At 45.4% G+C, this 25,510-nt stretch carries 22 protein-coding genes; 10 read left to right on the top strand and 12 right to left on the bottom strand.

All coding sequences use genetic code 11. The features are described 5' to 3' along the window. Nucleotides 1-55: 55 nt before the first annotated feature. The 4 genes from BM232_RS00315 (at nt 56) to BM232_RS00300 (ending at nt 2,358) form a co-directional block, all read left to right on the top strand. Nucleotides 56-361, top strand: coding sequence for a type II toxin-antitoxin system HigB family toxin (locus BM232_RS00315; protein ID WP_091711203.1), 306 nt, complete (start codon nt 56-58; stop codon nt 359-361). Between the two features lie 99 nt (nt 362-460). Then, nucleotides 461-832, top strand: a complete 372-nt coding sequence (locus BM232_RS00310) for a helix-turn-helix domain-containing protein (RefSeq protein WP_000354815.1) — start codon at nt 461-463, stop codon at nt 830-832. Nucleotides 833-857: 25 nt separating this feature from the next. After that, the gene (locus tag BM232_RS00305; protein WP_245752779.1) at nt 858-1,268 is read left to right on the top strand and encodes a TOTE conflict system archaeo-eukaryotic primase domain-containing protein; all 411 of its coding nucleotides are present in this window, start codon (nt 858-860) and stop codon (nt 1,266-1,268) included. Between the two features lie 331 nt (nt 1,269-1,599). Beyond that, nucleotides 1,600-2,358, top strand: a complete 759-nt coding sequence (locus BM232_RS00300; protein ID WP_245752778.1) for a hypothetical protein — start codon at nt 1,600-1,602, stop codon at nt 2,356-2,358. 2 nt (nt 2,359-2,360) lie between these two features. Here BM232_RS00300 and BM232_RS00295 read toward each other — a convergent pair whose 3' ends face one another. From BM232_RS00295 to BM232_RS00260, 7 genes are all read right to left on the bottom strand, one after another. After that, nucleotides 2,361-5,108 (bottom strand): DEAD/DEAH box helicase, encoded by a 2,748-nt coding sequence (locus tag BM232_RS00295; RefSeq protein ID WP_245752777.1) that lies wholly within the window; start codon nt 5,106-5,108, stop codon nt 2,361-2,363. Nucleotides 5,109-5,129: 21 nt separating this feature from the next. Beyond that, entirely contained in the window at nt 5,130-6,749 is a 1,620-nt protein-coding gene (locus BM232_RS00290; protein ID WP_091711202.1) for a site-specific DNA-methyltransferase, read from the bottom strand. 23 nt (nt 6,750-6,772) lie between these two features. Continuing rightward, nucleotides 6,773-7,720, bottom strand: a complete 948-nt coding sequence (locus BM232_RS00285; protein WP_091711201.1) for an Abi family protein — start codon at nt 7,718-7,720, stop codon at nt 6,773-6,775. Nucleotides 7,721-7,913: 193 nt separating this feature from the next. Next, nucleotides 7,914-10,808 (bottom strand): SNF2-related protein, encoded by a 2,895-nt coding sequence (locus tag BM232_RS00275; protein WP_091711199.1) that lies wholly within the window; start codon nt 10,806-10,808, stop codon nt 7,914-7,916. After that, nucleotides 10,795-10,995, bottom strand: coding sequence for a methylation-associated defense system helix-turn-helix domain-containing protein MAD1 (gene mads1, locus BM232_RS00270; RefSeq protein ID WP_091711198.1), 201 nt, complete (start codon nt 10,993-10,995; stop codon nt 10,795-10,797). Before mads1 ends, BM232_RS00275 begins: the two co-directional genes overlap by 14 nt. A 248-nt stretch (nt 10,996-11,243) precedes the next feature. After that, on the bottom strand, nt 11,244-13,037 hold the full coding sequence (locus tag BM232_RS00265) for a DUF927 domain-containing protein (protein ID WP_091711197.1): 1,794 nt from the start codon (nt 13,035-13,037) through the stop codon (nt 11,244-11,246). Next, nucleotides 13,024-13,257 (bottom strand): helix-turn-helix transcriptional regulator, encoded by a 234-nt coding sequence (locus tag BM232_RS00260; RefSeq protein ID WP_091711196.1) that lies wholly within the window; start codon nt 13,255-13,257, stop codon nt 13,024-13,026. The genes BM232_RS00265 and BM232_RS00260 overlap by 14 nt, the downstream gene beginning before the upstream one ends. Nucleotides 13,258-13,693: 436 nt before the next feature. On the opposite strand from BM232_RS00260, the gene fic reads away from it, so the two are divergent. Then, entirely contained in the window at nt 13,694-14,797 is a 1,104-nt protein-coding gene (fic, locus tag BM232_RS00255; protein WP_091711195.1) for a protein adenylyltransferase Fic, read from the top strand. Nucleotides 14,798-14,923: 126 nt separating this feature from the next. On the opposite strand, the gene BM232_RS00250 is transcribed toward fic, so the two are convergent. The 5 genes from BM232_RS00250 to BM232_RS15005 form a co-directional block, all read right to left on the bottom strand. Beyond that, entirely contained in the window at nt 14,924-16,174 is a 1,251-nt protein-coding gene (locus BM232_RS00250) for a type II toxin-antitoxin system HipA family toxin (protein ID WP_091711194.1), read from the bottom strand. After that, entirely contained in the window at nt 16,171-16,476 is a 306-nt protein-coding gene (locus tag BM232_RS00245; protein ID WP_091711386.1) for a helix-turn-helix domain-containing protein, read from the bottom strand. The genes BM232_RS00250 and BM232_RS00245 overlap by 4 nt, the downstream gene beginning before the upstream one ends. Before the next feature lie 403 nt (nt 16,477-16,879). Further along, nucleotides 16,880-18,229, bottom strand: a complete 1,350-nt coding sequence (locus tag BM232_RS00240; protein WP_091711193.1) for a type II toxin-antitoxin system HipA family toxin — start codon at nt 18,227-18,229, stop codon at nt 16,880-16,882. Beyond that, nucleotides 18,219-18,530: a helix-turn-helix domain-containing protein gene (locus BM232_RS00235; RefSeq protein ID WP_425435486.1), complete on the bottom strand. Its 312-nt coding sequence runs from the start codon at nt 18,528-18,530 to the stop codon at nt 18,219-18,221. The genes BM232_RS00240 and BM232_RS00235 overlap by 11 nt, the downstream gene beginning before the upstream one ends. A 376-nt stretch (nt 18,531-18,906) precedes the next feature. Then, nucleotides 18,907-19,557, bottom strand: a complete 651-nt coding sequence (locus BM232_RS15005; RefSeq protein ID WP_091711192.1) for a VPLPA-CTERM sorting domain-containing protein — start codon at nt 19,555-19,557, stop codon at nt 18,907-18,909. A gap of 332 nt (nt 19,558-19,889) precedes the next feature. Between BM232_RS15005 and gmk the strand changes: the two genes are divergently transcribed. Genes gmk through recG form a run of 5 tightly spaced genes read left to right on the top strand, consistent with a single transcriptional unit; the run spans nt 19,890 to nt 25,501 of the window. Then, nucleotides 19,890-20,507, top strand: coding sequence for a guanylate kinase (gene gmk / locus BM232_RS00225; RefSeq protein ID WP_091711191.1), 618 nt, complete (start codon nt 19,890-19,892; stop codon nt 20,505-20,507). 45 nt (nt 20,508-20,552) lie between these two features. Next, on the top strand, nt 20,553-20,813 hold the full coding sequence (gene rpoZ, locus BM232_RS15240) for a DNA-directed RNA polymerase subunit omega (protein WP_091711190.1): 261 nt from the start codon (nt 20,553-20,555) through the stop codon (nt 20,811-20,813). A gap of 6 nt (nt 20,814-20,819) precedes the next feature. Next, nucleotides 20,820-22,976 carry a RelA/SpoT family protein gene (locus tag BM232_RS00215; protein WP_091711189.1) on the top strand — a complete coding sequence of 719 codons (2,157 nt, stop codon included), beginning with the start codon at nt 20,820-20,822 and terminating at the stop codon, nt 22,974-22,976. Nucleotides 22,977-23,000: 24 nt separating this feature from the next. Further along, complete coding sequence (locus tag BM232_RS00210) at nt 23,001-23,387, top strand: RidA family protein (RefSeq protein WP_091711188.1); 387 nt, start codon at nt 23,001-23,003, stop codon at nt 23,385-23,387. A 26-nt stretch (nt 23,388-23,413) separates the two neighbouring features. Then, nucleotides 23,414-25,501: an ATP-dependent DNA helicase RecG gene (gene recG / locus BM232_RS00205; RefSeq protein ID WP_091711187.1), complete on the top strand. Its 2,088-nt coding sequence runs from the start codon at nt 23,414-23,416 to the stop codon at nt 25,499-25,501. Nucleotides 25,502-25,510: the final 9 nt, after the last annotated feature.

Here is a 25,510-nt window from a genome sequence, read left to right as displayed (position 1 = left end):
TCCAATCAAAACAGTCAAACTTGCAAGAGTCCCAATATGGGACTAACATCGATTTATGAGAATTATCGCACTATCAACCTTAAAAACATTTTGGGAAGACAGCCCAGAATACATTGACGCGAAAGAGCCAACGTTAGCGTGGTATAGGCATGCATTAAACGCTGATTGGGGAGCACCGGCGGATGTGAAACAAGACTTTAGAAATGCCAGCATCCTCAAAGATGGGCGTGTCGTGTTTAACATTGCCGGTAATAAATACCGGTTAGTCGTTTGGATCAATTATGCCTATAAGGTGGTTTACATACGGTTTATAGGCAGCCATGCACAATACGAAAAATTCGTCGGGAACGAATTTTCATGAGCAACGCGAGCCCGAAGGGTGAGGCTCATAGACGAGCCGAATAAAAAATTGATGTGCAAACGATTTAAAGCCAAAAGGTAGTAACAAGAGGTAAATATAATGGACATCAGACCTATTAAAACAGATGCCGACTACCGCGCGGCATTAAACGACATCGAAAACCTAATGATGGCGGAGCCAGATACCGTTGAAGGCGAAAAGCTGGACATTTTGGTTACGTTAGTCGAGGCCTACGAAGCAAAGCATTTTCCAATGGATTTGCCAGACCCTGTTGAGGCAATAAAGTTTGAGATGGAGCGCAAAGGCTTAACGGTTAAAGATCTTGAACCCATGATAGGTAAAAGCAATCGTGTTTATGAAATCCTAAACCATAAGCGATCACTCACGCTAAAAATGATTTGGAAACTTCATGAAGGACTAGGTATTCCAGCAGAGTCGCTGATCAAGCCACCGCAAGTTCGCGCTTCATAGCGCTGCGAATCAAAATTGGTTTGTTATGAATGACGCTCGCTACCCAAACATTTCTGCTATTGATCACAGGCTAGCTGAGCTTGAAAACGAAAAGCAGCAGCTTCTCACATTAAGAGGGGCTTTGCGTAGCGCTCAAAACGAGCGTTCAGTACAGACATTCACCCCAGAACAAAAAGTCGCCCTATTCAGACAACGATTTCGTGGAAGAGAAGATATCTTTGCCAATCGTTGGCAAAACCAACAGGGCCGAAGTGGCTACTCCGTAGCCTGTGATAATGAATGGGTAAACGGAGTATGCAACAAACCCCGCATTAAATGCCAAGACTGTTCACACCGAAAGTTTACCCCCTTACGCCAAAACCACTATCCGTTTGGCTTTTGGATCGAAACGCCAAACAGGGAAATTAGCCCATTTACTGTTTGTCTTCTCGATTGAAATCCAACGCTGCTAGGCCTTGCCGGTACTGGCTTAAAGAAAGGTTTGGCACTTTTTGCCCCCTAAACCAACATCGGCATCAAAGTACAAACCGTTTGGTTTTTTAAACCCAGAATGCAAACGATCGTTTGGCGTCTCGATTTTTTTGCACTAGTTGAATGACGCCAAACAGAGCTGTATTGGACTATGTATATCAAACAGTTAGCCTCGCACAGGCCAAAACGAAAAGCCGATTTGACTGGTTAGTTTGATGGCCATTTCTTTCATCTATTTCACCACCGAGTCTGTACCCGACCACTGAAAATAGACGGCATGAAGAACCAACAAGGTGGTGTGTGACGTGTTATGGGCAAGTGGTAACGATTGGGATAGAGAATGGATACAGCAGTTGGTCGCTTTACTGGTGGGACATGGCGCGTTTACCCTCTACCCAGCACTAAGCCAGTGCGATAATGCAGCCGAACGTTTAACTCGCTGGCTGACACATCAGTTACCGCGCGTTAAACAAGCGCACCTAGGCTGCCCGATTCACCAATGGCTGAACAGCATTGGCGCACAAGTGATCGTAGAAAAATGGCATAGCCCCGAGCATTGGCCAAACCTGTATTGGCTACCTTTACCTGAGATTGATGGACACGCGCAAGGCGGGTTGGTTTTGTTGCCAGCACATTTATTACCGACAGATAGGAATGGCACTAGTCAAACCAATACATTGCAAGCAAACACGCCCGCCAACGCCTGTATCTTTTGGTGCATTTCACCTTTGTCTAAAACAGGAAAGCGCGCTACCTTGCACCCCAAACAACAAAACCGTGCTTTTTGCCTGCCCAGTTCGCCGGAGCAAATAGGAAAATCATGTACGGGGTTATTATTGAGAGGCTTGAAAAAAGAGCGCCAAAAACGAAACGCCAACGTGATCAGCCACCAGATCAACCTAGCGCTGCTGCACCACCTTTGTGGGCCGGAGAATGATGTTTGGATTAAAGCGAGTGTTGGTACCCTCAATAATGAGGGTACCAACAGCAAAATACTTGGCGAATGCTATTGTCTAAGCAAAGCGCTAAGCCTTAGCGCCACGAATAATTGTTAACCTTACTCAGCTTTAGCAAACTGCTGGGTGAAGTAGGCTAATGAATTAGTCTCTTTCACAGCATCATGTGGAATGAGTAAGTATTTCCAAGGTTTACCACCGTGTTGTGCAAGGTACTCACTGGCATGACTACACCATTTCACTCCGCTGCGTGCTTTTTCGGTGACTTCCTCATTCCAACTGCCGTCTTTGTTTTGATGTTGGGTACTTTTGGTTTCAATCATCAAGACATAGTCGGCGGTTTCAGCAACGAAATCCGGCACGTATTCAGGGTGCTCGCTACCGCGTTTGTAGTACATCTTGAATTGGCCTTTGGCCGGCTTAAACCACTTTTCGCACTTTTCGTGTTTATGTTCCAAAATCACCGCAAAACGGCGCTCAGTGTCTGAGTCAAACTTTTGCACTGGGTATAAACAACGGCTAAAACCACCAAAGAGCATTTGCTTGATGCGACTAACATCGCGGACGGTATCACGGTAGCTTTGCACCGGCTGGTCTTGCGCTATGGTGTAAGCGCAGTCACGTAAGGTGCTAAAGCCACTGCGTACATCGACCACGTACTCAGTTGCTTCTTCAAAGAAGTGGTTATTTAGTTGCGCATGAATTAACTTCGCAATAGCATCACTTTGGTTTTGCAGAATGTTCTCAACCACATCGTCGTCGTTTTCAGCCGCCAGTGTATTGACTGCTTGAGTAGCTAAATCAAACAACAGTTCAGCTTGCTCGTCGTAAGGAATATCGTCGTAATCGAACAATTTCTTCAAAATGTAGTTCTGCTTCACCGGCTCGTAGTTGCCCGAATCGCCTTCGCCGCGAATGGTTTGGTGATTGTCTTGCAGGCTTTGTTGAATAAGCGTTCTATCAATTGGTTTTAAACCTTTAATGGCTGCAATATCCAAGTCAAACGGGTGATAGCCGGTGCGCACTTCACCTGATGGTGAAACAATAATACGCGGAATATCTATGGTGTTATCCACCGTTAGCTGGGTGACTTGCTCAACAATCGCCGTAATATCCACCGATTCTTCAGTAAATAGCTCCCGTTGCTCTTGGGTTAACTGAGCTTTTACCTGTTCGGTGATCTGTGCTTTAACTTCAGACGTTACCAATGCTTTGCTGGTTGGCGCATCGGTAGGGCGTGTTTGATATTGCTTAATCACATCTAATGCAGCGCGGGCAACGGTTTGTTGGTTAGGTGTGGTATAAGTGGCTTTAGGTTCTTGTACCTCACGGTTACCGCCTGCACCGGTAGCGGTTACGCCTGAACCAGTCAGTTGCTGCTCTAGGTTAGATTTCACCTGCACACTTTGTTTACTTACATCGTCTTCTGGGCGATCTAATACTCGCGTTTTCAGACGCAGTGGATTGTTCGGGTCATTGGCCTCATCAACTATCTCCTGGAATTTGTCGTGCGCAACAATACTTAGGGTATCGACGGCTTCAACACCAGTGCGTTTGCCATAAGGTAAACGCAAACCACGGCCAATTGATTGCTCAATTAAGGTTCGTGCATTAGCGGCACGTAGCGGTACGATAGTGTACAGGTTAGTCACGTCCCAACCTTCTTTTAGCATATTAACGTGAATAACAATTTCAGTGGGTTCATCCACATGTTCAACATTAAGCAGTGCTTGAATGGTTTCTTCTTCTTTTTTACTGCTATCCACCTGAATGACTTTACCGCGATAGCGCCCTTCAAATACGCTTTCAAGCTTACTTAATAGCTCAGCGGCATGGGTGGTATCACGCGCAATCACCAACATGAAGGGCTTAACTAACTTGGCATCATTTTCGTGAGCATAAGTGGTTAAATCCACCTTAGTTTGTTCGTGCAAACGAATACCGTCCATTAACTTAATGGTTTCTAATTCGTCTTTATCGTACTGGCTAGCATCAAAGTTGCGCTGAGTAACAACCGCAGGCTCTTTAACAAAACCATCATCCATGGCACAGGCTAGTGGGTAGTCGATTACCACATTTTTAAAGTGCACCGGGCCACGGCTTGACTCGGTAAAGGGTGTGGCCGTTAGCTCAACCGCGAACGTTGGGTTTAAATCATTTAACGCCTTAATACCCGCGCTTGCACGGTAGCGGTGCGATTCGTCCATCAGCAACACTAAGTCAGGTAAGTTCGATAAGTACTCAAAGTAACTCTCACCTAAGGTTTCGGCTAAGCGTTTAATACGTGGTGCCTTACCGCCGCGCACCTCGGTATTAATTTTGGCAATGTTAAACACGTTAATACGCACTGAGCCAAACATATCCCCCATAAATTGCGCGCCACGGCTTTCATAGTTATCACCGGTGATCACTTCTGGCGGTGCCAGTACAAAATCAGTAATGCCTTTAAATACATACTTAGACGAAGCGGGCGAAAAGTCGCTGATCAGCTTTTCATAAATAGTCAGGTTAGGTGCTAAAACAAAATAATTGCGAATGCCATGCACCTGATACAAATAGGTAATAATCGCCCCCATCAAACGAGTTTTACCTACCCCTGTTGCCAAGGCAAAACACAGTGATGGAAAGTCGCGTTCAAAATCACTGAGTTTTGGAAACTGCGCTTTTAACGTTTCTAATAATTCTGGCACATCGCGTTTTGGGTTCAGCAATTTGTGTTCAGAAGCACTAATCGCCACCGCCAACGCACGCAGCGAATCTTGCTGCGGCTGGCGTAAACTTAAACGGCCGATAACATTGTTAATGGCACGTAATTGGTCGGGTTTTAAGCTTGATAAATCCATGGTCATTATAATTATCCTTATTAACCGTTAATCTTGCACCGCAATGCTGTCGTCAGAAGCATCATCCGTTAAGTTGGCCACATTTAAGGAATAATCGTCTTGCCCAAATTGGCACTTATCTAAAATGGCTTTTGGTAGTTTTTTCAAGGTTAAATTGGCAAAACGAGCTGGCTCGCAGCGAAATGCGCCACACATCACCAATAAAGTTCGGTCACTGCCCACGTCTTCTGATAGTGCTTCTAATTTGTCTACCGACAGGCTTTGTGTAGTGACATAAATATGATCAGTTTCAGTAGAGTAACCATGATCCCACCAATCCACTTCCGATGGCGAATAGGTAAACCCTTCCAGCTTACAAACCGCTTCGGCGAGCATTTCTGGGTTGTACTCTTTGTTGATCACTTCCAAGCCAAACTTATCTTTAACAATTAAAGACGGCGCAAGTTTGTAGTAGCGGAAGCCACCGCCGCCTTGCCAGTTTACAGACTTAGAAATACCACCTTGATCGTCACCATCAATCACTTTTTGTAAGCGCGGGATAATATGGGTATGGCAATGATCACCTAACTCAACCATAATCCAACGGCGACCCATTTTATGGGCAACGGCACCAGTTGTGCCTGAGCCAGCAAAAGAATCTAACACTAGATCGCCTTGATTTGTAGCTAGAAAAAGTATTCGTTCAAGTAACCTTTCAGGTTTAGGCGTGGTAAATACGTCATCTGGATTAAAGGCTTTTACTTCTAATTTTGCTTCGTGGTTATGACCAACTTCTGTATTTGGGAACCACGTTGAAGGTGGGCGCGTTGCTGCTGCCTCAAGATATTGCTTTACATAGATTTCCCATCTACCGTCTTTGTTAACTATGTCGAGCTCATCTTGTCTCTTGTCCAAGTTATCCTTTTTCCACCGCCATCTGCCTTCTGTACCATCAGGTTTCACAGGATAAATAGTAGTACCATCTGGAGCCTCAATTGGATACCACATTGATGGGCGATCTTTACGAAGAGACTCAGATCCTTCCTTTCTAAGTGAACGTCTACGATAATATTTACCAGCGACATCATCATAAAAATTGAATTGCTTAGTATTCTGCTCTTTTGGTATTTGATTTATTTTGAAAGAATCCGTTTTCTGGTAAACCAATATGTGATCATGAGCATTGCTAAACCCTCTTGCATCCATTCTCTCACTGTAAACTTTTTGCCAGAGAGCATTTGAAACGAAGTTTCCACGACCAAAAACTTCATCACACATTACTTTTAAATAGTGGGCTTCATTGTCATCAATTGTTATCCATAACGAGCCATCATCACTGAGCAAATTACGAATTATCTCCAAGCGATCACGCATCAACGTCAGCCAAAGTGAATGCTCAACACCATCGTCATAGTGTTCAAAAGCACTACCCGTGTTATAAGGCGGATCAATAAACACACACTTCACTTTGCCAGCATACTCCTGCTCTAACGCCTTCAACGCCAATAGGTTGTCGCCAAAAATTAGCTTGTTATCAAAAATATCGTTTTCGGTGACTTTTTGGCTGGCGTGGTAAGACTTACTTGGGTCTTCTAACAAAATGCGCGGTTCTAATTTTTTGCGCTCGTTTTTACCTATCCAGGTCAGTTCTAATTTGGTTTTGCTCATTGATAATCTTTCCTAGTAACTCTTTAATTCGTTTGCCAAATTGGCCGCGCTTGCCAGTCGGCTGGAAAGCCCATGCGGTCAATGTCTATTTGGTGATGGTTAATCAATTGGATGAGTCGTTGCTTCCAGTGGTTTTCACCACAGATTTTATTCATCAGGTAAGCCAGCATCACAAAGCTGTTGTAGAGTTTTCTGAGTTTACGGTCGCTGTCAGGCAGCACTGATAGACTTTCTAGCAATGCTGTTTCACCGCGTTTTGGCAACATGGGGGTTTTGGTAAAATCACGATTCCATAGGCGTGCATGGTGGGCGGCGTGGTTACGAACCAGTGATAAATGCTCGCAAAATGACGTCATGATTTTTTCATCTAAGCCATACACACGGCAGATTGCTTGGCGGTCTGCTCGGCTTTTTATGTTGGAAAACCATTTTGACAACTGCCCCATGGTCATCAGTTCCACTACGGCCCAAATAGGTGGCTGAAGCTCTTCATATTTATTTTTCAGGTGCTTGATAAAATCTTCACGACTGCGCGAAATATCCCCCTCTAATTTATTAATGCTGGCGCCATAAATGATGGGGTTATAAAACAGTTCGGGATTTAGCTGTGGATGGGCAGTGTTGTGATTATGGCTTAAATTGTAGGCCAGTTGAGTACGTAATGACACTTCGATGCGTTCTATTGCATCAAGCACCAGTAGGCGTAGTTCACGGTCGAAAATGTACAGGTTTAATACATCATCAAAGGCGGTATTGGCCTGAAAACGATGACTGGCGTGATCTTGCTCAAATGGCAGGCAATAGGCCGCAAAGCGATAATAGTTCAGTTGCGACAGGTAGAACTCGGCTTTGCTTTGATCGGGTATGGATAAACCACGGCTTACTAGCTTCTTAACTTGTTCGCTAAAAGTGGTTGGCGGCTTATTGTAGGGAGCCTTGCGAGCTGGGCGGCTTCTCTTGCTTGGGCTCATTTTTCGCCCCCCCAGAAACGAGTAACCCCTCGCGGTGCGCTGAGCTGACGGGAAGCGGGAGGGGTATTGTTGGGGGTAATTATAGTGCGCTGCGGTTTTATATCAAGCAGTTTTTGAGCTGCTAGAGTACAGGCTGCCATAAGAATTGAGCCAAAGAACCAGATAATATCCATTGATAACAATTGGTTAGCCACTATTGAACACTCCATTGGATGATAAATAATTCTTCCGTTTTGGTTTTTTTATTCAGTTTTCCTTCTAAGCTTTCAATCAGCTGTTCGCGCTTTTCGTCCACTTCATCTTGTTTATCAAACAGTTCGCGGCGGCTTTTATTGCGCTGACTTTCTAACTGGCGCTGCTGTTTTTGCAGGGCAAGTTTCTCTTCCAGCGTTGGGGCTATTTTGGCTTCGCGACGTACTTGCTTGATTTGCTTATCAAGCTCTTTTATGGATTGTTCAAGCCCTTCTTTTAAATCGTCTGCCCAAGAATCTAACTTGTTCACCTCTTGTTCGAAGAAGCAGAGATTGCGATCGTTAACTTGCTTTTCGATGCCAAGCCTCGATTGCTGTAACGCTTGCTGTAGCGCATTTTTATAGCCAGGATATAAGGCGGCAAGTTCATGCTCACCAACTTCACTTTGCACACAGGCACTGAGTTGCATCAGCTTTTGCACGACTTCACTTGGTAGCGGATAACCATGTTCATCTTGCGCGGCAAACAGTAAATGGTCTTCGCTACGCTCCAATGATTCGACACTAAATTTTTGTAGGCTTAGTACACCTGACGAACCCACTAAGGGTTCTAGCATACTGATTTTTGTTTGGTGGTTGCTGTAATCAAAAATTACGCTGGCAATAGGTAATTCACGTTGAAGCGCGTTGCTGATCACCCATTCTCCTAATGGGTGGGTGATACGATACACATGGGCATTGGCTAGTTTACCGTTTTCAATACTGCCACTTTGCTGTCCTCGGCGTACAAGCTGGTAGATACCAACAGGCGCCTGATTGATGCTCTGATTAAGCGTAAAACTATGGTTGCTTGGGTCAATGTCTGCGATAGCTGCAAGCTCATGGGTACTGAGTTGCCAGAACCAACGGCCTACTTTATCGAGGCGTTGCTGCGCGGCATCAAGCTGAATTTTCAGCAAGTCATGAATATCTTCATCGAAATTTTCCAGCAGCAGTTGCTGGGTCTCACGCATTTTTTGGTTAATGTCGGCTTCTAGCTCTTTTTGCAGTTGATCAAAAGCTGCTTCTATTTCTGCAGGTTTTCGACAAGTTTCGTATATATTTTGGATGCGATTTTCAAAATCAATACCAGATTCAATACTGCCTAGCACATCGTCCGATGCACCAAACACGCCATCGAACAGATGGAATTTTTCAGTCAGTAACTCTAAAACGCGCTGATCGGCTTTGTTGGCTTCGTTAAGGAAGTTGATCACCACAACATCAAATTGCTGCCCATAGCGGTGACAGCGGCCAATACGTTGCTCTACCCGTTGTGGGTTCCATGGCAAGTCATAGTTAATCAGTAACGAACAGAACTGTAAGTTAACTCCTTCTGCAGCCGCTTCGGTTGCGATCATAACTTCGGCATGATGGCGGAAGTAATCAATTAGGGCGGTACGGCGGTCAATTTGCGGCGAGCCACTGACTTTATCGCTACCTTGATTGTCAGCTAACCACTGCTGATAAACTTTGGTTGCTTCTGGATGGTTATTGCTGCCACTGAAAGTGACTAATTTATCAGCAAAGCCATTCGCCTCGAGGAAACGAGCTAGGTATTCTTGCGTGCGCTTAGACTCAGTAAAAATAATGACTTTGCGTGGCGCACCCATCTCCTCCATTTTGGCAAAACCTTGATTAAGCGCTGTTAGCAAGGCTTGGGTTTTACTGTCGGTGGTAATGGATTTAGCCTGCTCGATATAATGCGCAAGCTCGGCTATTTCAGCATTGAGTAACTCAAAGTCAATATCACTCTCAAGGGTATTGCTTTGTGCTTCTTCAACATACTCGCTGTACTCTTCTCCTAAATCATCACTCTCAACAAGCTCACTGATAATATCGAGGTCCGATTTGGCCTGTACTTTCAAGTCAACCAATCGGCGTTTTATGGTTTCGAGTGTGTTGAGCACTGCGTGCGAACTAGATGCTAAGAGCTTCCTCAGTATAAGGCCGGTTAAATGACGCTGGCTCTTTGGTAGTGCATAGCTCTCGTCTTTTTCCAATAAGGCACTAATACCTTCGTAAAGCGCCATTTCAGCACTAGAGGGTGTAAACGGTACGGTGAGTGTTTGACGTTGGGTATAGCGGACGTATTCGAGTACATCTTTGCGCAAGGTACGCTGAATAAACCCGGTAAGTCGTTTCTTTAGATGCCCTAGTGCACTTTCATTATTGACAAAGTGTTGTTTGAAGCTTCGCTCATCGCCGAAGATTTGATCGTCGATAATGGTTGAAAGCCCATACAATTCCATGAGTGAATTTTGTAAAGGTGTGGCAGTAAGTAATAGCTTTTTACTGCCGTCTAATGCACGGCGTAGCGTTTGGCCCATTTTATTGCTGCTACGATGCGCATTGCGTAGTTTGTGCGCTTCGTCGATGACGACAATATCCCACGGTTCTAGCATTAGCTGCGTTTCCATTCGGGCAGCATAGTGATAAGACATAATAGAAACGCAGTGATTAGCTAGTGGGTTAGTTTGACCGTTGTTAACACTGTTACGCCACGTTTTTGCATCAAGCACTTGCGTTGGTAAGTTAAACTTTTCGCCCAATTCCTGTGCCCACTGGCGTCGTAATGACGCCGGGCAGATGATCAATATGCGGCGTTTACGCTCTGCCCAATATTGTGACAGCACTAAGCCTGCTTCAATGGTTTTACCTAAGCCCACTTCATCAGCTAGCACAACACCTTTACTTAACGGGTTGTTGAGCGCAAAAAGTGCCGCATGAATTTGGTGCGGATTAAGATCAACACTGGCATCAAAAAGGGATTGAGACAATTTATCAACGCCATTTTCAGCGTGGCGAATGGTTAATTCCTGCGCAAAGTATTTTGCTTGATAATCAGTTATTACCATCCAACACCCCTTTTCCTTGAGCTGCTTGCGTACTTATCCATTCTTCAAGATCGGATTTTTTAAAGCGCCAAGCATTTCCAACTTTAAAAGCAGGAATTTTATGTGCCGCAGCTAGCCGGTAAACAGTTCTCTCATTTACCTTCAAATACTCAGCTACTTCTTTAATAGTCAGAACGGTATCAGTCATTTTCACTCGGCCACTTTGAAAAAGTGCGTCAATTATTTAATTCGAGTGTCAAAATAGTACAAATAAGTACATGAATCAATCTTATTCGGCACTTGCCGGAGCTCCTTGGCTTTAATCCTCATCAATTTTAGGTACACAACCAGTACGCTAGCGGTATTGTCTGCAATGGACTACAAACTGAACCCAGCCCTTAGGTCGACTGGCGGTTCACTACAAGGCGACAAACCCACACAAGATTCATCGCCTTTTTAGTCATCCAAAATGCTGCCTTTCACGCAGTACATGCGTGGGCGGGTGTTGTCGGGCAGGCTGACTTTGCGCTGTGGTCGGTTGCCATCGGGGATTAGGTAGCCTGCGGCCATCAATGCTTTGGCGGCGCGATCTGGGCTGAGGCCTTCAGTGGCTTCACGCCAGCCGGTTGGGTAAAACAGGTAGAGGATTTGTGGGCCTGTAGTGTTATGTTCAGGATGAACGGTATGCCGCGAGTGCAGGGATGCACCGGAGCGGTCTATCCAACCCGCACGTTGGCGTACTTGGCAGCTGTAACCGGTTTGTTTGGGCGTAAAGCGGCTTTCGCCATGTTGCTCAATAAAGCTGCGTACTTGGCGAATGGCTTGTTGGTCTTCATTGGCAGTCACACTACCACGGGCGAGTATCCATTGGTTTAGCTGGCTTAAACAGGCGGCTTCAACACTTTGGGCTGGCCAATCGAGTACTTTGGCTTGAATCGCTAATAACCCTGCGCTGGCCAGTAAGGCAAACTTTTCGGCGACCCGGCGCACTTGGCCGTCAGCCTCGGCTGGTAAGCTGGCTAAAAAACGTTGGCGTACGTTTTGGAAAACGGGTCGCACCTGCCCGCTGTTCTGCGTTAAATACCGTAACCAGTCCAAGGCCAAACTGCCGTAATGTTGGCGACTTTGTTGTTTTAGGTGATCGGCTAAATCGGCGGCGTTCATGTCATGACTATGGTTAAACACGCCCATTTGCGCTCCGGCGTCTGCACTGAGATCAATTACGCGCACTTGCTGTCCTGCTTTTACGCGCTTGCCGATACTGGCGAGGTGGCTTTCGAGCGTCACTTCGCCAGTGGATAAAAACACCAAACGCCAGCGGGCGGGTAAGCGCATTTCACCGTATTTGCCCGCTCGGGTTTTACCTTGACCATTGGCAAGCATATAAGCGACATCGCCCGCTTCTTTTGGATCAACTTCGCCCATTTCATCGAGCGCTAGCAAGGCATCGTTATGCGCTAATGCTGTGCCTTCTAAACCGTTGGCCGTGGCACGCCAACTGTGGCGCAGCTGATTAGGCTCGCCCCACACCGATAATGCCGGATACAGCGCCGCGGTTTTACCAGTACTGCTGGCACCGTAGAGGTGTAAACCAAAACCATCCACCCCGCACAAGTGCAACAAAGGGGCAGCCAGTGCAGCACAAACGCCAACAATTAATAGCGGGTTATCCAGACAATAATGGCCAACCTGCTGCCGCCAACTGTCGCTACTGCCTTGTTGAATAAAGCCTTCTATCGGGTGCATGGTTTGCAGCACCATGCGCGGGTTGTTGCTGTGTTCGCTTGGGTAAAAGGTGAGGCGCGGATGCACATAAGCGTGGTGATGCCAGCCAATGCAGTTCACGCTGATAGCCTTTTGCGTGGCCAGTTCGCCCATTTGTTGAATAAACAGCGAGAGTAACTGCCGCGCTTTGACACTGTTGCTTAGCCGCATGCCTCGGCTGAGCAGGATTCGGCGGTACTCGCTGCCGTCTCCGGCCAATAGCTCTGCGGGCATGGCCCAATAGCGATGGCGATTGTCATCGTCTAACCAGTGCAATAAATAACCGTAGTTGTCCCCTTGCGGATCGCGGGTACGGGCGGCCACCTGCAGCCAAGAGCAGATTTTAACAGGGCTATCTTGCCCTGCCGGTTGCATCACCAGCCAGTTTTGCGCGTTATAGGCAAAACCAGCCGGTAATGTTGGCGTGTTGTTATTCATCTCACTTGCAGGTAACGGGGTTGATGCTGATGGTTTATCCACGGCCATAAGCAGCACCGATACGGCGGGTTTCAATCCACTGATCGATATCGCTTTCTAACCAGCCCACGGCACGCGCCCCAATACGAATGGAACGGGGAAATTCACCATTGGCCATCAAGGCATAAATGGTGCTACGGCCAAAGCCGGTTTTTGCCTTGACCTCTGGCAAGCGCAAAATCCGTTGCTGACGAGCTGTGTTTGTGGGTGATTGTGTGGTTGGGTTCATTGTTTGCTTCCTCACTGTTCTGTTAAGTTCAGTTAGGAGTTTGCCAGTACTAATCGGACGCAGTAGGTAGATAAATGCCCAGATCGTGCAGCTTTCTGAGTGTGCAGGTAGCGAGCTTCCCCAGAATTTACATAATGCCCCAAGTGATAAATACCGAGTGGGCAGGGTTGGCGTGTTGCTAAGTAGCGTGAATTAAGGCTTTGCCCAGACTGCCCCAAAAGCCCAAGGGATGGCGTATTACTTTGAAATTTCCTACTCAAAGCTCGGTTTCGGTGAGTCGTATTCATTGATTGTTGATGTGTCGAGTGTATCGACATATAAAAAACTTATGTCGAAAAAACAGTAGAAAATCGACATATAAAATTGATATGTCGATCTAATCGACATAAACTGACCCAATAGTTCATTTATGTCGATATAAACGGGAAATTTAAACATGATCTGGCAAGCAGAGCAGCCTTACAACCAATTACCCACATTACCGCCAAATCTAAATTCCATAGAAACGAAGGCCGTTCTGAAAGCCTGTATTTCTGCACGCGCCGCTGTAGCAGAATTAAAAAAGGCAGGGGAACTCATACCTAACCAAAGCATGTTAATTAACTTATTGCCTTTGTTGGAAGCAAAAGACAGTTCAGAAATTGAAAATATTGTCACCACTACCGATAAGCTTTTTCAGTATGCGCTAGAAGATAAAGGCGCTGATCATGCAACAAAGGAAGCTTTACGCTACAGAACAGCGTTATATCAAGGTTATATACAACTTGAAAGAAAGCCGCTTTGCACAGCGACTGCCATTGAAGTATGTAGTACGTTAAAGCACGCTGAAATGGATATTCGTAAAGTACTGGGGACTTTTATAGGCAACCAGACGACTGGAGAAATTATCTATACCCCGCCTGCGGGAGAGAACGTTATCCGCGACTTGTTAACTAACTGGGAGCGATTTCTTCATGATGACGATGATATAGATCCATTGATAAAGATGGCTGTTAGCCATTATCAATTTGAAGCTATACACCCATTTTATGATGGTAATGGTCGAACAGGACGTATTTTAAATGTTTTGTACCTTATTGAATGCGGTCTTTTAACGCTACCTATTTTGTACTTAAGCCGTTTCATCGTTCATAACAAACAAGACTATTATCGCCTATTGAACCAAGTGACCAAAGATCAGAATTGGGAAGATTGGCTGTTATTTATGCTAAAAGGTGTCGAGCAAACTGCCATATGGACTAGTGATAAAATCACAGCGATTAGGGCACTTATGGAAAGTACAACCGATTACATAAAAGCACAGCTACCTAAAATATATAGCTATGAGCTTGTTCAGCTTATTTTTGAACAACCCTACTGCCGTATCAGTAATCTAGTAGAACGTGACATTGCAAAACGCCAAACTGCTTCAACGTATTTAAAGCAGTTGGCGGATATTGGTGTGCTGCAAGAAATAAATTCCGGTAAGGAAAAATTATTTGTACACCCGCGATTGATGACGTTAATGACAAAAGATAGTAATAGTATCAACGCATTTTGAGCGTAAAAAATGGCAAAGCTATATTGACCACTTGAGTTACAACACATGAAGAGTGAGGCAAAGCATAAAAGTGAAACTATAACTTCACTATCCAACCAAAAATAAACATAGTGTTTCACTGACTCATTAAACGTTAAACGCCGATTCTTTCATGGCCTGCTCAGCTCGGCTGATCCCTAGGCGCTTAGCAACGGTTTGCCATTGCTTAACCGCCATTAATACTTCATCGTAAATTTGCGTGGCTTGAGTTTGCGAAAGTCGGAAGAAGTCTTTCACATCAAAGGCTAGCTGGTAGTCTAAAGCGTTGTCTGCATCGGTAATATTCAGATGCAGACCATGCTTACCCACTATCGGGTTTAAATCATAAGCGGGTGATAACTTCCAGCCATTCGTTGTTAATAAAAACCCATGGTTACGCAGGTGATCATCCGTGTTGGACACCGCAATATTAAACACGATACGTCGCCATAACTGTGCTAAATCAGCTTCGGTTTGTGCACCAGAATTGGATATAAATTCAGCAATCTCTAAGTAGCTGGCACCTTGAGATTGTTCACCATCATAGTATTGAAGCTGTGTCATGGCCGACGAAAAATGCAGCCGCTTTTCACCGTCGCGGTCAAACCGTTTGGTTAAAAAGGTATGATGCCCAGAGGAAAACTGCCTAATCTCACTTGGAAACATGTCAACGCCTGCCGCCAAGGCCAATTCATAACAAACCATCTCCCACGCCCCCACGTCATGGGTATCATTTAAATTGGGAAACTTGGCAATCCACAAGTGGCCTTGTTCATCTGTCACACAAGCCTTTGGCCTTGCACCGCCTAATGATGAGCCTGGAGAAATCAGCATTTTCAACCAGCGGTAATACTCGTCACTGTCGATGTTATCGTCTTTTTCAATTTGCATGGCTGCATACTCTAGCTCTCGCAAAGAAGCCATTGGTGGCGCAGCAAACTCAGAGTTGTCGTCCAAAAAAGCATCCAAGCCTACTCGCTTAAATCGAATCCCCCCCATCCGATAAGAGTCATGTACGCCCAGCAGGTAATCCAATTCGTTTAATCGACTTGTTGCTCGAATGCCTTTGCGCGCCTCAATCGCCGCACGCCGCTGCATTAAAATACGCCCCCATCTATCAGGCGATGAATCAAGAAATGCACGAAAGTTTTTATCGGCTTCATCGTTATAGAGTTCACCGGAGTGAAGCGTTAGGATTGGATCAATTTGCAAGCGAAAAGCTGAGGTTAAAAATGCTTTATCGTAGGCAAAACTAAACACGCCACCTCGGCTTGAATCGCTGTAAGTCAGCTGTCCTATTAGCAAAGGCGCCTCAATTGGCTGCCAGTCGGCATAGACTTCGACGATTTCACGGCTCATCTTGAACCTTCCAGCAATTTTATGTTTTGCAGCTTGATACCCACTTCATCATGAGCGGCCATTTCTGCAAAGTTGCTTTCCATGCCAAGAACGGCCATCACCTTTAAGTAAGTGCCTATGGCAACGCCCGGATCACCTGCGAAGACTTTGTTCACGGTTTTATGATCAAAACCAGTACGTTCACACAGTAGCTTTTTTGTAAAACCACGTCTTTTCATCGCCAACAGCAAGTCTTCACCAAACTGCACCAGGATTTTGCGCTGCTTTGGAAACAGTACATTGTGTAAGTCACGCTTAGCCATATCACCAACCAAAGGGACTATATTCCCATTATTTAATCATTACTGGGAATATAGTCCAACTTTTTAGGCCAAGCAACTCCAATAAATGAAATGTGGGACTATATTCCCACTTTACTCAATATAATTGGATTTATATCCTACTTTTAGGTTTAGTTTGCGCGTTGGCCAAGGCGATGATGTGAATCCCTGAATGCCAAAGACCATCAAATCACACTTTTATGCGCATAAAAATGTAAAAATCCGCACTTTTCTGCGCGTAAAAGTGTGAAATGCAAGTTGAGTACTCGTCAGTGTATTTTGCTGAATGGATAAATGCAGCGGTTAGAGGTCTACACAAAATTACCTTATGGGTAACAATCTGTAGACCTTGTATTTATTGTGAATTGAAAAGTTTGTTCTACTGTCATTGAAAAAGCGCTGCATTTTCCTGTTTGCGCTGAGCCAATGTCTTAGCAATCGCAGACACTGTTGTTTTACTGATCCCTTGTTGCTTCGCAAGATACGTAAATTGGCTGATGGCTTCTGCGACTTCTTCAATGACTTGCTTTGCATCATGCCAATTCGCAAAGCCAGCACTGGTAGCAAGTTTTTGCATCACCTTAAGCGGTGGCGCTTTGCCATAACCTCCGAACGCAGTGGCGTGTTCGTTGAATGGATGTGGGCTGTAGGTAACATCGTAAAAAGGTGCAGGGTTCCATTGACCGTCATCCGCTTGCAAAAACGCCCAGTTTTTACTGTGATCGTCTTGGTTAGACGACAGCAGGTTAAAAACGGCACGGCGAAATTGCAGTTGCCCAGCGGCTGGTGATTTACATAACTGACGACTGGCTTTTATCAAGTCAATATAATCTAAACTTGGCGTTCTAAAGTCTGCATCCAGCAGCCCGCAAGCGCTGTGCATATGTAATCGACCTGCACTGCGCTTGCTGCCTAAGTCGGCCTGTTCAGTGACATAATCAAACCGCTTAAGCGCCAACCAAACAGGTGCACCGCTTGAAGATGGTGCTTCAATGAGTTGCCAGACTGGTGTTTGACACTTGGCAAGCTCGGCCATTTGCAAATAAACCGCCTCACACAAACCTTCTTCATGGCCAAGCGCGAGATTTTTAGAAGTAAATTTAATCAGCCACGCTTCATCATCAGGCTTTGCAAAGGTTCGGCATTGCCGAGCTTCCCCAGCAGGCATATAAATCTGTGCCTTTGGTCTTGCCCCACCCGAACTACCTCCGGCGACTAATGCGACCAGCACCTGTTGAGTATGTCCATCTAACTCATCGTGGTTGTCGTCCATATAATCTGACATTGAAGCATCGAACAGCGTTTGTGCTTCTAAGCCTAACGTCGCTAAATCAATATCCGCGTGCGTGGTGGCTGAAAACTCAGATACCGGAGAAAAAGACAATGCTCCCATGCCTTTATCTCCGACAAAGGCCAGTCTATCCATTGCCGTTAATTGATTAGGTAGGATGCCCTTTTGCCGGAAAATACGATCTTGTAACAGCATGCCCCAGCCATCGGGTAAACAATCTCCAAATACACCATGTACACCTTGGTGCGGCGCTTTAGGCGCGACTTGAACTTGCGCATTCGCTTGCAAGGTAAACGGTGATAAATTGCCAAACTGCTGCAAATAGTCATCAGCATACTGAAAAAAAACGCCTTGCCGATTCTGCGCCAAGACCCCTACAGCAACCTGCTCACCTGAGCTTAGCGTTCGAGTAACATTAAGCTTCTGAATGGGTTTAAAACTCATCTTTTAGCACCTCATCAATACTCGTGGGTATAGCAGCGCGTTCTTTGCTAGGTTGCGTGAGCTGATATAGCCTATCCAATGAGTCGAGGGTCTGCCAAAGCAACAACAATTGGCGAAATGAAATTTGCCCAGTTAGCTCAAATTTCTTAATGGTGGCCGCAGGTACGCAGCTTCGCTCAGCAAGCGCTGCACGTGACAGCTTTGCCTGCTTTCGTAGCTCACGTAAATAAGCCGCATAGGCTTGGCTTACATCGGTATCATCAAGTAAGGTAAAATTCATCCGCAAAGACCAAATGGACATAGTTATATCCATTATAGCCAAATAAAACAAAGAGTGGATATTATTGTATCCATTTTCAAATAAGGTGTTGAAAAAATTACTCGATAAAGCCTTTCAAAACTGCTATTTTTAAATACTAACAGCAGCATAAAAACGGCACTGTTTTTCCATTGCTAACCACTAAGATTTAGTAAAAGCCATAGGCAAGTGGTGGGCAGTTTGGTGGGTAAATAGGCATTTTTGAACGGCTTATTTTCGATAACTTATTGAATTTGTTAGGGTCTAGGCTTCTACTCAATGAGCAGATCCAAAATATTGAGTGATGAAAAATCACTTTATTCAGACATAAAAAAAACGCGGCTCTTGGCCGCGTTTTTTGTTGAGCTTTGATAACAAATTACTTAATCACTGATTGTCTTCTACGGAAGCCGACCATTCCAAGTAATGCTGGAGCAAACAGCCATAATGCAGCAGGTACTGGCACTGCAGAGATAGAGGCTGTGTTGAACAGAGCAATATGCGAGATGCCTTGTTGGATGAAGGTTTTGAAATACAATTCTGAAATCGCATCATTGAATAATGCCACCAAAGTTGTGTTTCCAGACTTAATCATAATGCCCTCAAACGTCAGGCCCAGTGAAGTGGTATTCACATGGCCAGTTGAGAAAACGTCTGAGGTGAAAAAGTCTGTATTTTCTGTTGCTGCGGGGTATGTACCCGTGCTGTAAAAATCCGATACATCGTAACCAACCAGTTCAGAATATTTACCTGAAGCGGCAGCGGCATCAAAAGCGGTATTGAGCTGATCCTGTTTGACAGCGTTCGTTGTCGCATTTGGGTTAAGCTGATAAGCATAATCAGGACCTGTACCCGCAGTGAAACTGCCATCTGTGCTGACATACTGATAGGCGTCGGCAAAATGTTGGATAGTGCTTTCTTTTTTATTCTTGGTTGCGTAAATAACTTCGTCGCTTAAATGTGCTGCAGATGCTGCGCCAGCAATGAAGAATGATAAAGCTATGCCTGCAAATCTCTTAAATGTTTTCATTTTTTATATCCAGTACAAGATTAATAGTGATGCTAAATCAACGTAATCCATACAATCGATGTCTTGATCCATCAAAACTAATTAATAGCTATATTATCTATGCCCTAGGTATTTGCGTATTGTACTTTGGTACTAGTGCATAACTTTATTGTGCACAATTAGCATAATAATGTCATCAACTTGTCAGGGATTTCTACAAAATAAATCTGAGTTTAGTCGCTTTATTTTATGTCGATTTGAGAAGACTTACTTCGAGTGTGAGATCCTGCGTGGTGAAACAGAGGGCTTTTTGTCATAATTGCCCAATTATTCCTAACAGCGTTCAGAATTTTATGATGGGTAATCTTTTTATTGTGGCTGCACCTTCTGGTGCAGGCAAAACCAGTTTAGTGAATGCGCTTATTGCACAGCATGCGGAAATTAAACTATCTGTTTCACATACAACCCGTCCTCCTCGTGAGGGTGAAATTAATGGTAAGGATTACCATTTTGTAGATCAGCAAACGTTTTCTGCTATGCGCGATGCTGGCGAATTTCTGGAATCTGCTACGGTATTTGATAATAGTTACGGCACATCATCAGCTGCCGTGAAATCGTTATTAGCTGATGGTTTTGATGTCATTCTGGAAATTGACTGGCAGGGAGCACAACAGGTCAGAAATAATTTCCAGCAGGCAATAGGCATATTCATTTTGCCTCCATCAAAAGCGACGCTGGAACAACGCTTACGTCATCGTGGTCAGGATAATGAAGACGTTATCTCCAGACGTATGCGTGATGCAGAGAATGAAATTTCGCACTATGTTGAATTTGACTACATAATCGTCAATGATGATTTTGAGCAGGCGTTGACCAGTTTGTCATCTATCATCGTTGCACAGCGTCATTCCTTAGCGATTCAAAAAAATATTCAAGCCGACTTAATCGCTGAATTACTGGCTCAACGCTAAGATATTTCGTAAAATTGATTCTTTAAATTTTAACTGGGAAAAACCATGGCTCGTACTACTGTTGAAGATTGTTTAGAAAATGTTGATAACCGTTTCCAATTAGTCCTGGTTGCTTCAAAACGTGCACGTGAAATCGCCATGGGTGATGACGCTATGGTCAGCCTTGATAACGATAAACCTACCGTTTTAGCGTTACGTGAGATTGCTGCGGGATTGGTTGGTCGTGAAATTCTCGAAAAAACCAATGCTCGTGAACATGCTTCAGAAAGCATCGTCAGTGACGAAGAACTACAATCGGAAGAATAAACGACAGTGAGTGCCAAGCCATCCGTTGCATCTGAACTGGACTTTATCCAGGAGTCAGAACCCAAATTGACAATAGATGACTTGTGCTATGCGACGGCAAACTATCTCGAATCCGGACAGGTTGATGCGATTCGAAGGGCCTATCACTTTGCGGACCACGCACATGAAGGCCAGACTCGCCGCAGTGGCGAGCGCTACATCACCCACCCGCTAGCCGTCGCCCATGTTCTGGCCATGATGCATATGGATTACGAATGCATTATGGCCGGGTTACTTCATGATGTGATTGAAGACACTGCACTGACAAAAGCCGACTTGGCCGCAGAGTTTGGCGAAGAAGTGGGCGAGTTAGTTGAAGGTGTCACCAAACTAGCAAAAGCGGCTTTTGAAACGCAAAAGCATGCTCAGGCTGAAAACTTAAGAAAAATGCTACTGGCGATGTCACGTGATATTCGTGTCATCATCGTCAAACTGGCAGACCGCCTCCATAATATGCGTACGCTGGGCCATTTACGCCCTGAAAAACGCCGTCGTATAGCCAATGAAACGTTGGATATCTACGCACCCATTGCTCAACGTCTGGGTATGAACCTGATGCGTTGTGAGCTGGAAGATCTGGGATTCCATGTTTTATATCCGATTCGTTACCGTGTTCTGCAGGACGCAGTAAGAAAATCTCGCGGCAACCGTAAAGAAATTGTTACGCAGATCACCGCGTCTATCCTGAATCGGATGGAACAGGAAGGCTTAAGCGCTGATATTCAGGGTCGTGAAAAAAACCTGTATAGCCTGTACAAAAAAATGGTCAGCAAACAACTGTCCTTCTCTGAAGTGATGGATGTTTATGCTTTCCGCATCATCGTCGATGATGTTGACGCTTGTTACCGGATGCTGGGGGTTGTGCATAATCTGTACAAACCAGTACAAGGCAAGTTCAAAGATTATATTGCGATTCCCAAAGCCAACGGCTACCAGTCATTACATACCGTGTTGTTTGGCCCATACGGTGTGCCTATTGAAGTGCAGATTCGTTCCCGTGATATGGACCATATGGCGGAAGCCGGAGTTGCTGCTCACTGGTTATACAAAACTGGTGAATCAGTCGGTAATAACCTGGCGCATCGTAAAGCTCGCCAGTGGCTGCAAGGGATTCTGGAAATGCAGAAAGGCTCAGGGGACTCTATGGAGTTTCTGGAGAATCTGCGTATAGATTTATTCCCAGACGAAATTTATGTCTCTACGCCAAAAGGTGAGATTTTAACGTTACCAAGAGGCGCAACAGCGGTCGACTTTGCTTATGCTGTGCATAGTGATGTTGGTAATAACTGTGTTGCTGCTCGTGTTGGTCGTCATCTGGTGCCGTTGAGCAGCCAGCTGGAAACAGGTGAGTCAGTGGAAATCATTACTTCACCTGCTTCGCATCCTAACCCTGCCTGGTTGAACTTTGTGGTAACGGCGAAAGCGCGTACCAATATTCGTAATTATTTACGTCATCTGCAGACTGAAGAAGCGGTATTGCTTGGACGTCGTTTGTTAAATAAACATCTGACGGCCTTTTCTACCAATCTGGATGAGATTCCGGTTGAACGCTTTAATGAGCTGATTAATGAGTTTGAACTGAAACAGTTTGATGACTTATTGGAAGATATCGGATTAGGTAACCATTCTGCATTATTAATTGCCCAGAAACTGGTGCATGAATCGACTCCGGATACAGAAGCCCAGGCACTGATGATTGCCGGTACTGAGGGAATGGTGGTGAGTTTTGCTCGTTGCTGTCATCCGATTCCGGGAGACCCGATTCACGGATATGTCAGTAGTGGCCGGGGCATCATTATTCACCAACGTGGCTGTAAAAATACTTCGCATCTGCGTGTGCAGAATGAAAAATGGCTGGATGTCGCCTGGTCACCTGATGTTTCACGTGATTTCCCTGTCGACATCATGATTCATGTGAAAAACCAACGAGGTGTGCTTGCGACTATCGCTGCTGTTGTTTCGGAATCGGATTCCAATATCGACAATGTTGTTGTGGATGAACGCGACGGTGGTTATTCCGATTTACGCTTGACCATCGAAGTGGCCAATCGTCAGCATCTAGCGCGTCTCATCCGTCGTTTACGCCGCCTCGATATGGTAGAAAGAATTACTCGTATTAATTAAAACCAGACTTTGATGGAGAAATGAATGTCTCGCGAAATTATTCATACAGCGGATGCACCTGAAGCTATCGGCACATATTCACAAGCAGTGAAAGTGGGTGATGTTGTCTATCTTTCAGGACAGATTCCGTTGGTGCCTGAAACGATGACGGTTATCGAAGGTGACTTCAATACACAAGTAAAACGTGTGTTTGATAATTTATCTGCAGTAGCGAAAGCCTCTGGCGGCAGTTTGCAGGATGTGGTGAAGTTGAATATTTATCTGACCGATTTAAGTTATTTCGGTGCCGTGAATGAAATCATGGCGGAATATTTTGAACAACCTTACCCAGCACGCGCAGCGATTGGTGTGGCTTCTTTACCAAAAGATGTGCCTGTGGAAATGGATGCAATCTTGCATCTTAATGCGTAATTATTAACCTTTAGGAGGTTAAGGTTGTGGTGGCGGATAATGGATTATCACAACCCGTGACTTCATTAAAAGGCGTTGGCGGGAAAGTTGCCGAACGTCTTGTCAAAATTGGTGTACAGCAGGTCCAGGACCTGCTGTTTCATCTCCCTCTCAGATATCAGGACCGTACTCGCTTAATGCCGCTTGGTGCGTTAAGACTGCAACAGGAAGTCCTGGTCGAAGGTACCATTCAGCTCTCACAAGTGAAATTTGGCCGCCGTCGTTCCTTGTTATGTCATATCTCAGATGGAACAGGATCGTTAGTCCTGCGTTTCTTTCATTTTTCCAAAGCCCAACAATTACAGCTGGAAAAAGGCCGGAAAATTCGCTGTTTTGGTGAAGTACGTAACGGGCCTTCCAGTTTCGAGATGGTGCATCCCGAATATCAGCTAATTGATGCCGACAAAATTGTGCCTGTGGATTCTGAACTGACGCCGGTTTATCCCACCACAGAAGGCCTTCATCAACTTTCCTTGAGGAAGCTAATCACACAAGCACTTGCCAGCCTTGAAAATGGCTTGATGCCGGAGTTAGTCATCCCTGAAGCCCGTTGTCATAATGTGGCTGATTTTTCTCTGACGGAAGCGTTGAAGTTTGTTCATCAACCGCCGCCGGATGCGCCTGTGCAACAGCTGATTGACAGACAACATCCAGCACAAAAACGACTGGCCTATGAAGAGTTGCTGGCACAACAACTGACCATGAAAAAACTGCGCCAGCAAACACAGCATCATCGTGCGCCAGTGTTAAACCCCGACCCATCTCAACGAAAAGCGTTATTGAGCCAGTTGCCATTTCCGTTAACTGCTGCGCAACAGCGAGTATTGACTGAGATTGAAGCGGATATGCTAAAGCCATTTCCCATGCAGCGTTTGGTGCAAGGCGATGTGGGTTCCGGGAAAACGGTTGTGGCGGCGTTGGCGGCTATAGATGCAGTGAGCGCTGGTGCACAAGCAGTGATGATGGCACCAACAGAATTACTGGCAGAACAACATTTCAGAACGTTTACCCAATGGCTGACACCGCTGGGAATGAAAGTTGGCTGGTGTGCGGGAAAGCAAACTGCCTCACAACGCCGTCAGGTATTAGAACAACTAAAGTCAGGTGAGATTAATATTGCCGTTGGCACCCACGCTTTGTTTCAGGATGAAGTTGTGTTTAACCAACTTGGTTTAGTGATTATTGATGAACAACACCGCTTTGGGGTTCATCAACGGCTAGCCCTGCGTGATAAAGGCCGGGATGTGGATACTATGCCGCATCAGCTAGTGATGACAGCGACACCAATTCCCCGCACGTTGGCAATGACCGCCTATGCTGATTTAAGTGTGTCTGTGATTGATGAATTACCACCAGGAAGAACACCTGTTACTACGGTCGTCGTACCGGATAGCCGACGTCAGGATGTGATTGAACGTGTTCACGCCGCTTGTCAGCAGCAGCGTCAGGTTTATTGGGTATGCACTTTAATTGAAGAGTCTGAACATTTGCAGTGTCAGGCGGCGGAAGATACAGCGACCACCTTGCAGGAGTGCTTACCGGATTTGAAGATAGGCCTTGTGCATGGTCGGATGAAGTCAGCAGAAAAAGAACAGGTGATGTCAGCATTCAAGTCAGGTGAACTGGATATGCTGGTGGCGACCACGGTCATTGAAGTGGGGGTGGATGTACCTAATGCCAGTTTGATGGTGATTGAGAATGCTGAGCGACTTGGATTGGCACAGCTACATCAGTTGCGTGGCCGTGTAGGGCGGGGCCAGGTCGAGAGTCATTGTGTTTTGATGTACCATGCGCCACTGTCTGAAAATGGCCAGGCCAGATTAAAATGCCTGCGTGAAAGTAATGATGGTTTTGTGATTGCTCAGCGAGATCTGGAAATTCGTGGACCCGGTGAAGTGTTAGGAACTCGTCAGACAGGCTTGCCACAATTTCGAGTCGCTAATTTACTTGAAGATCAGGAATTGTTATTGGTTATGGAGCAGGCTGCCAATAAAATGCTTGAGTTAGCACCGGAAAAAGCAGAGGCATTGGTGATGCGTTGGTTTGCTCACAAACTTGATTTTGGGCATGTTTAATTTGTTGGA

Source organism: Methylophaga sulfidovorans, from assembly GCF_900114205.1.
Taxonomy (GTDB): Bacteria; Pseudomonadota; Gammaproteobacteria; order Nitrosococcales; family Methylophagaceae; genus Methylophaga; species Methylophaga sulfidovorans.
This window is presented reverse-complemented; position numbering and strand designations above follow the sequence as displayed.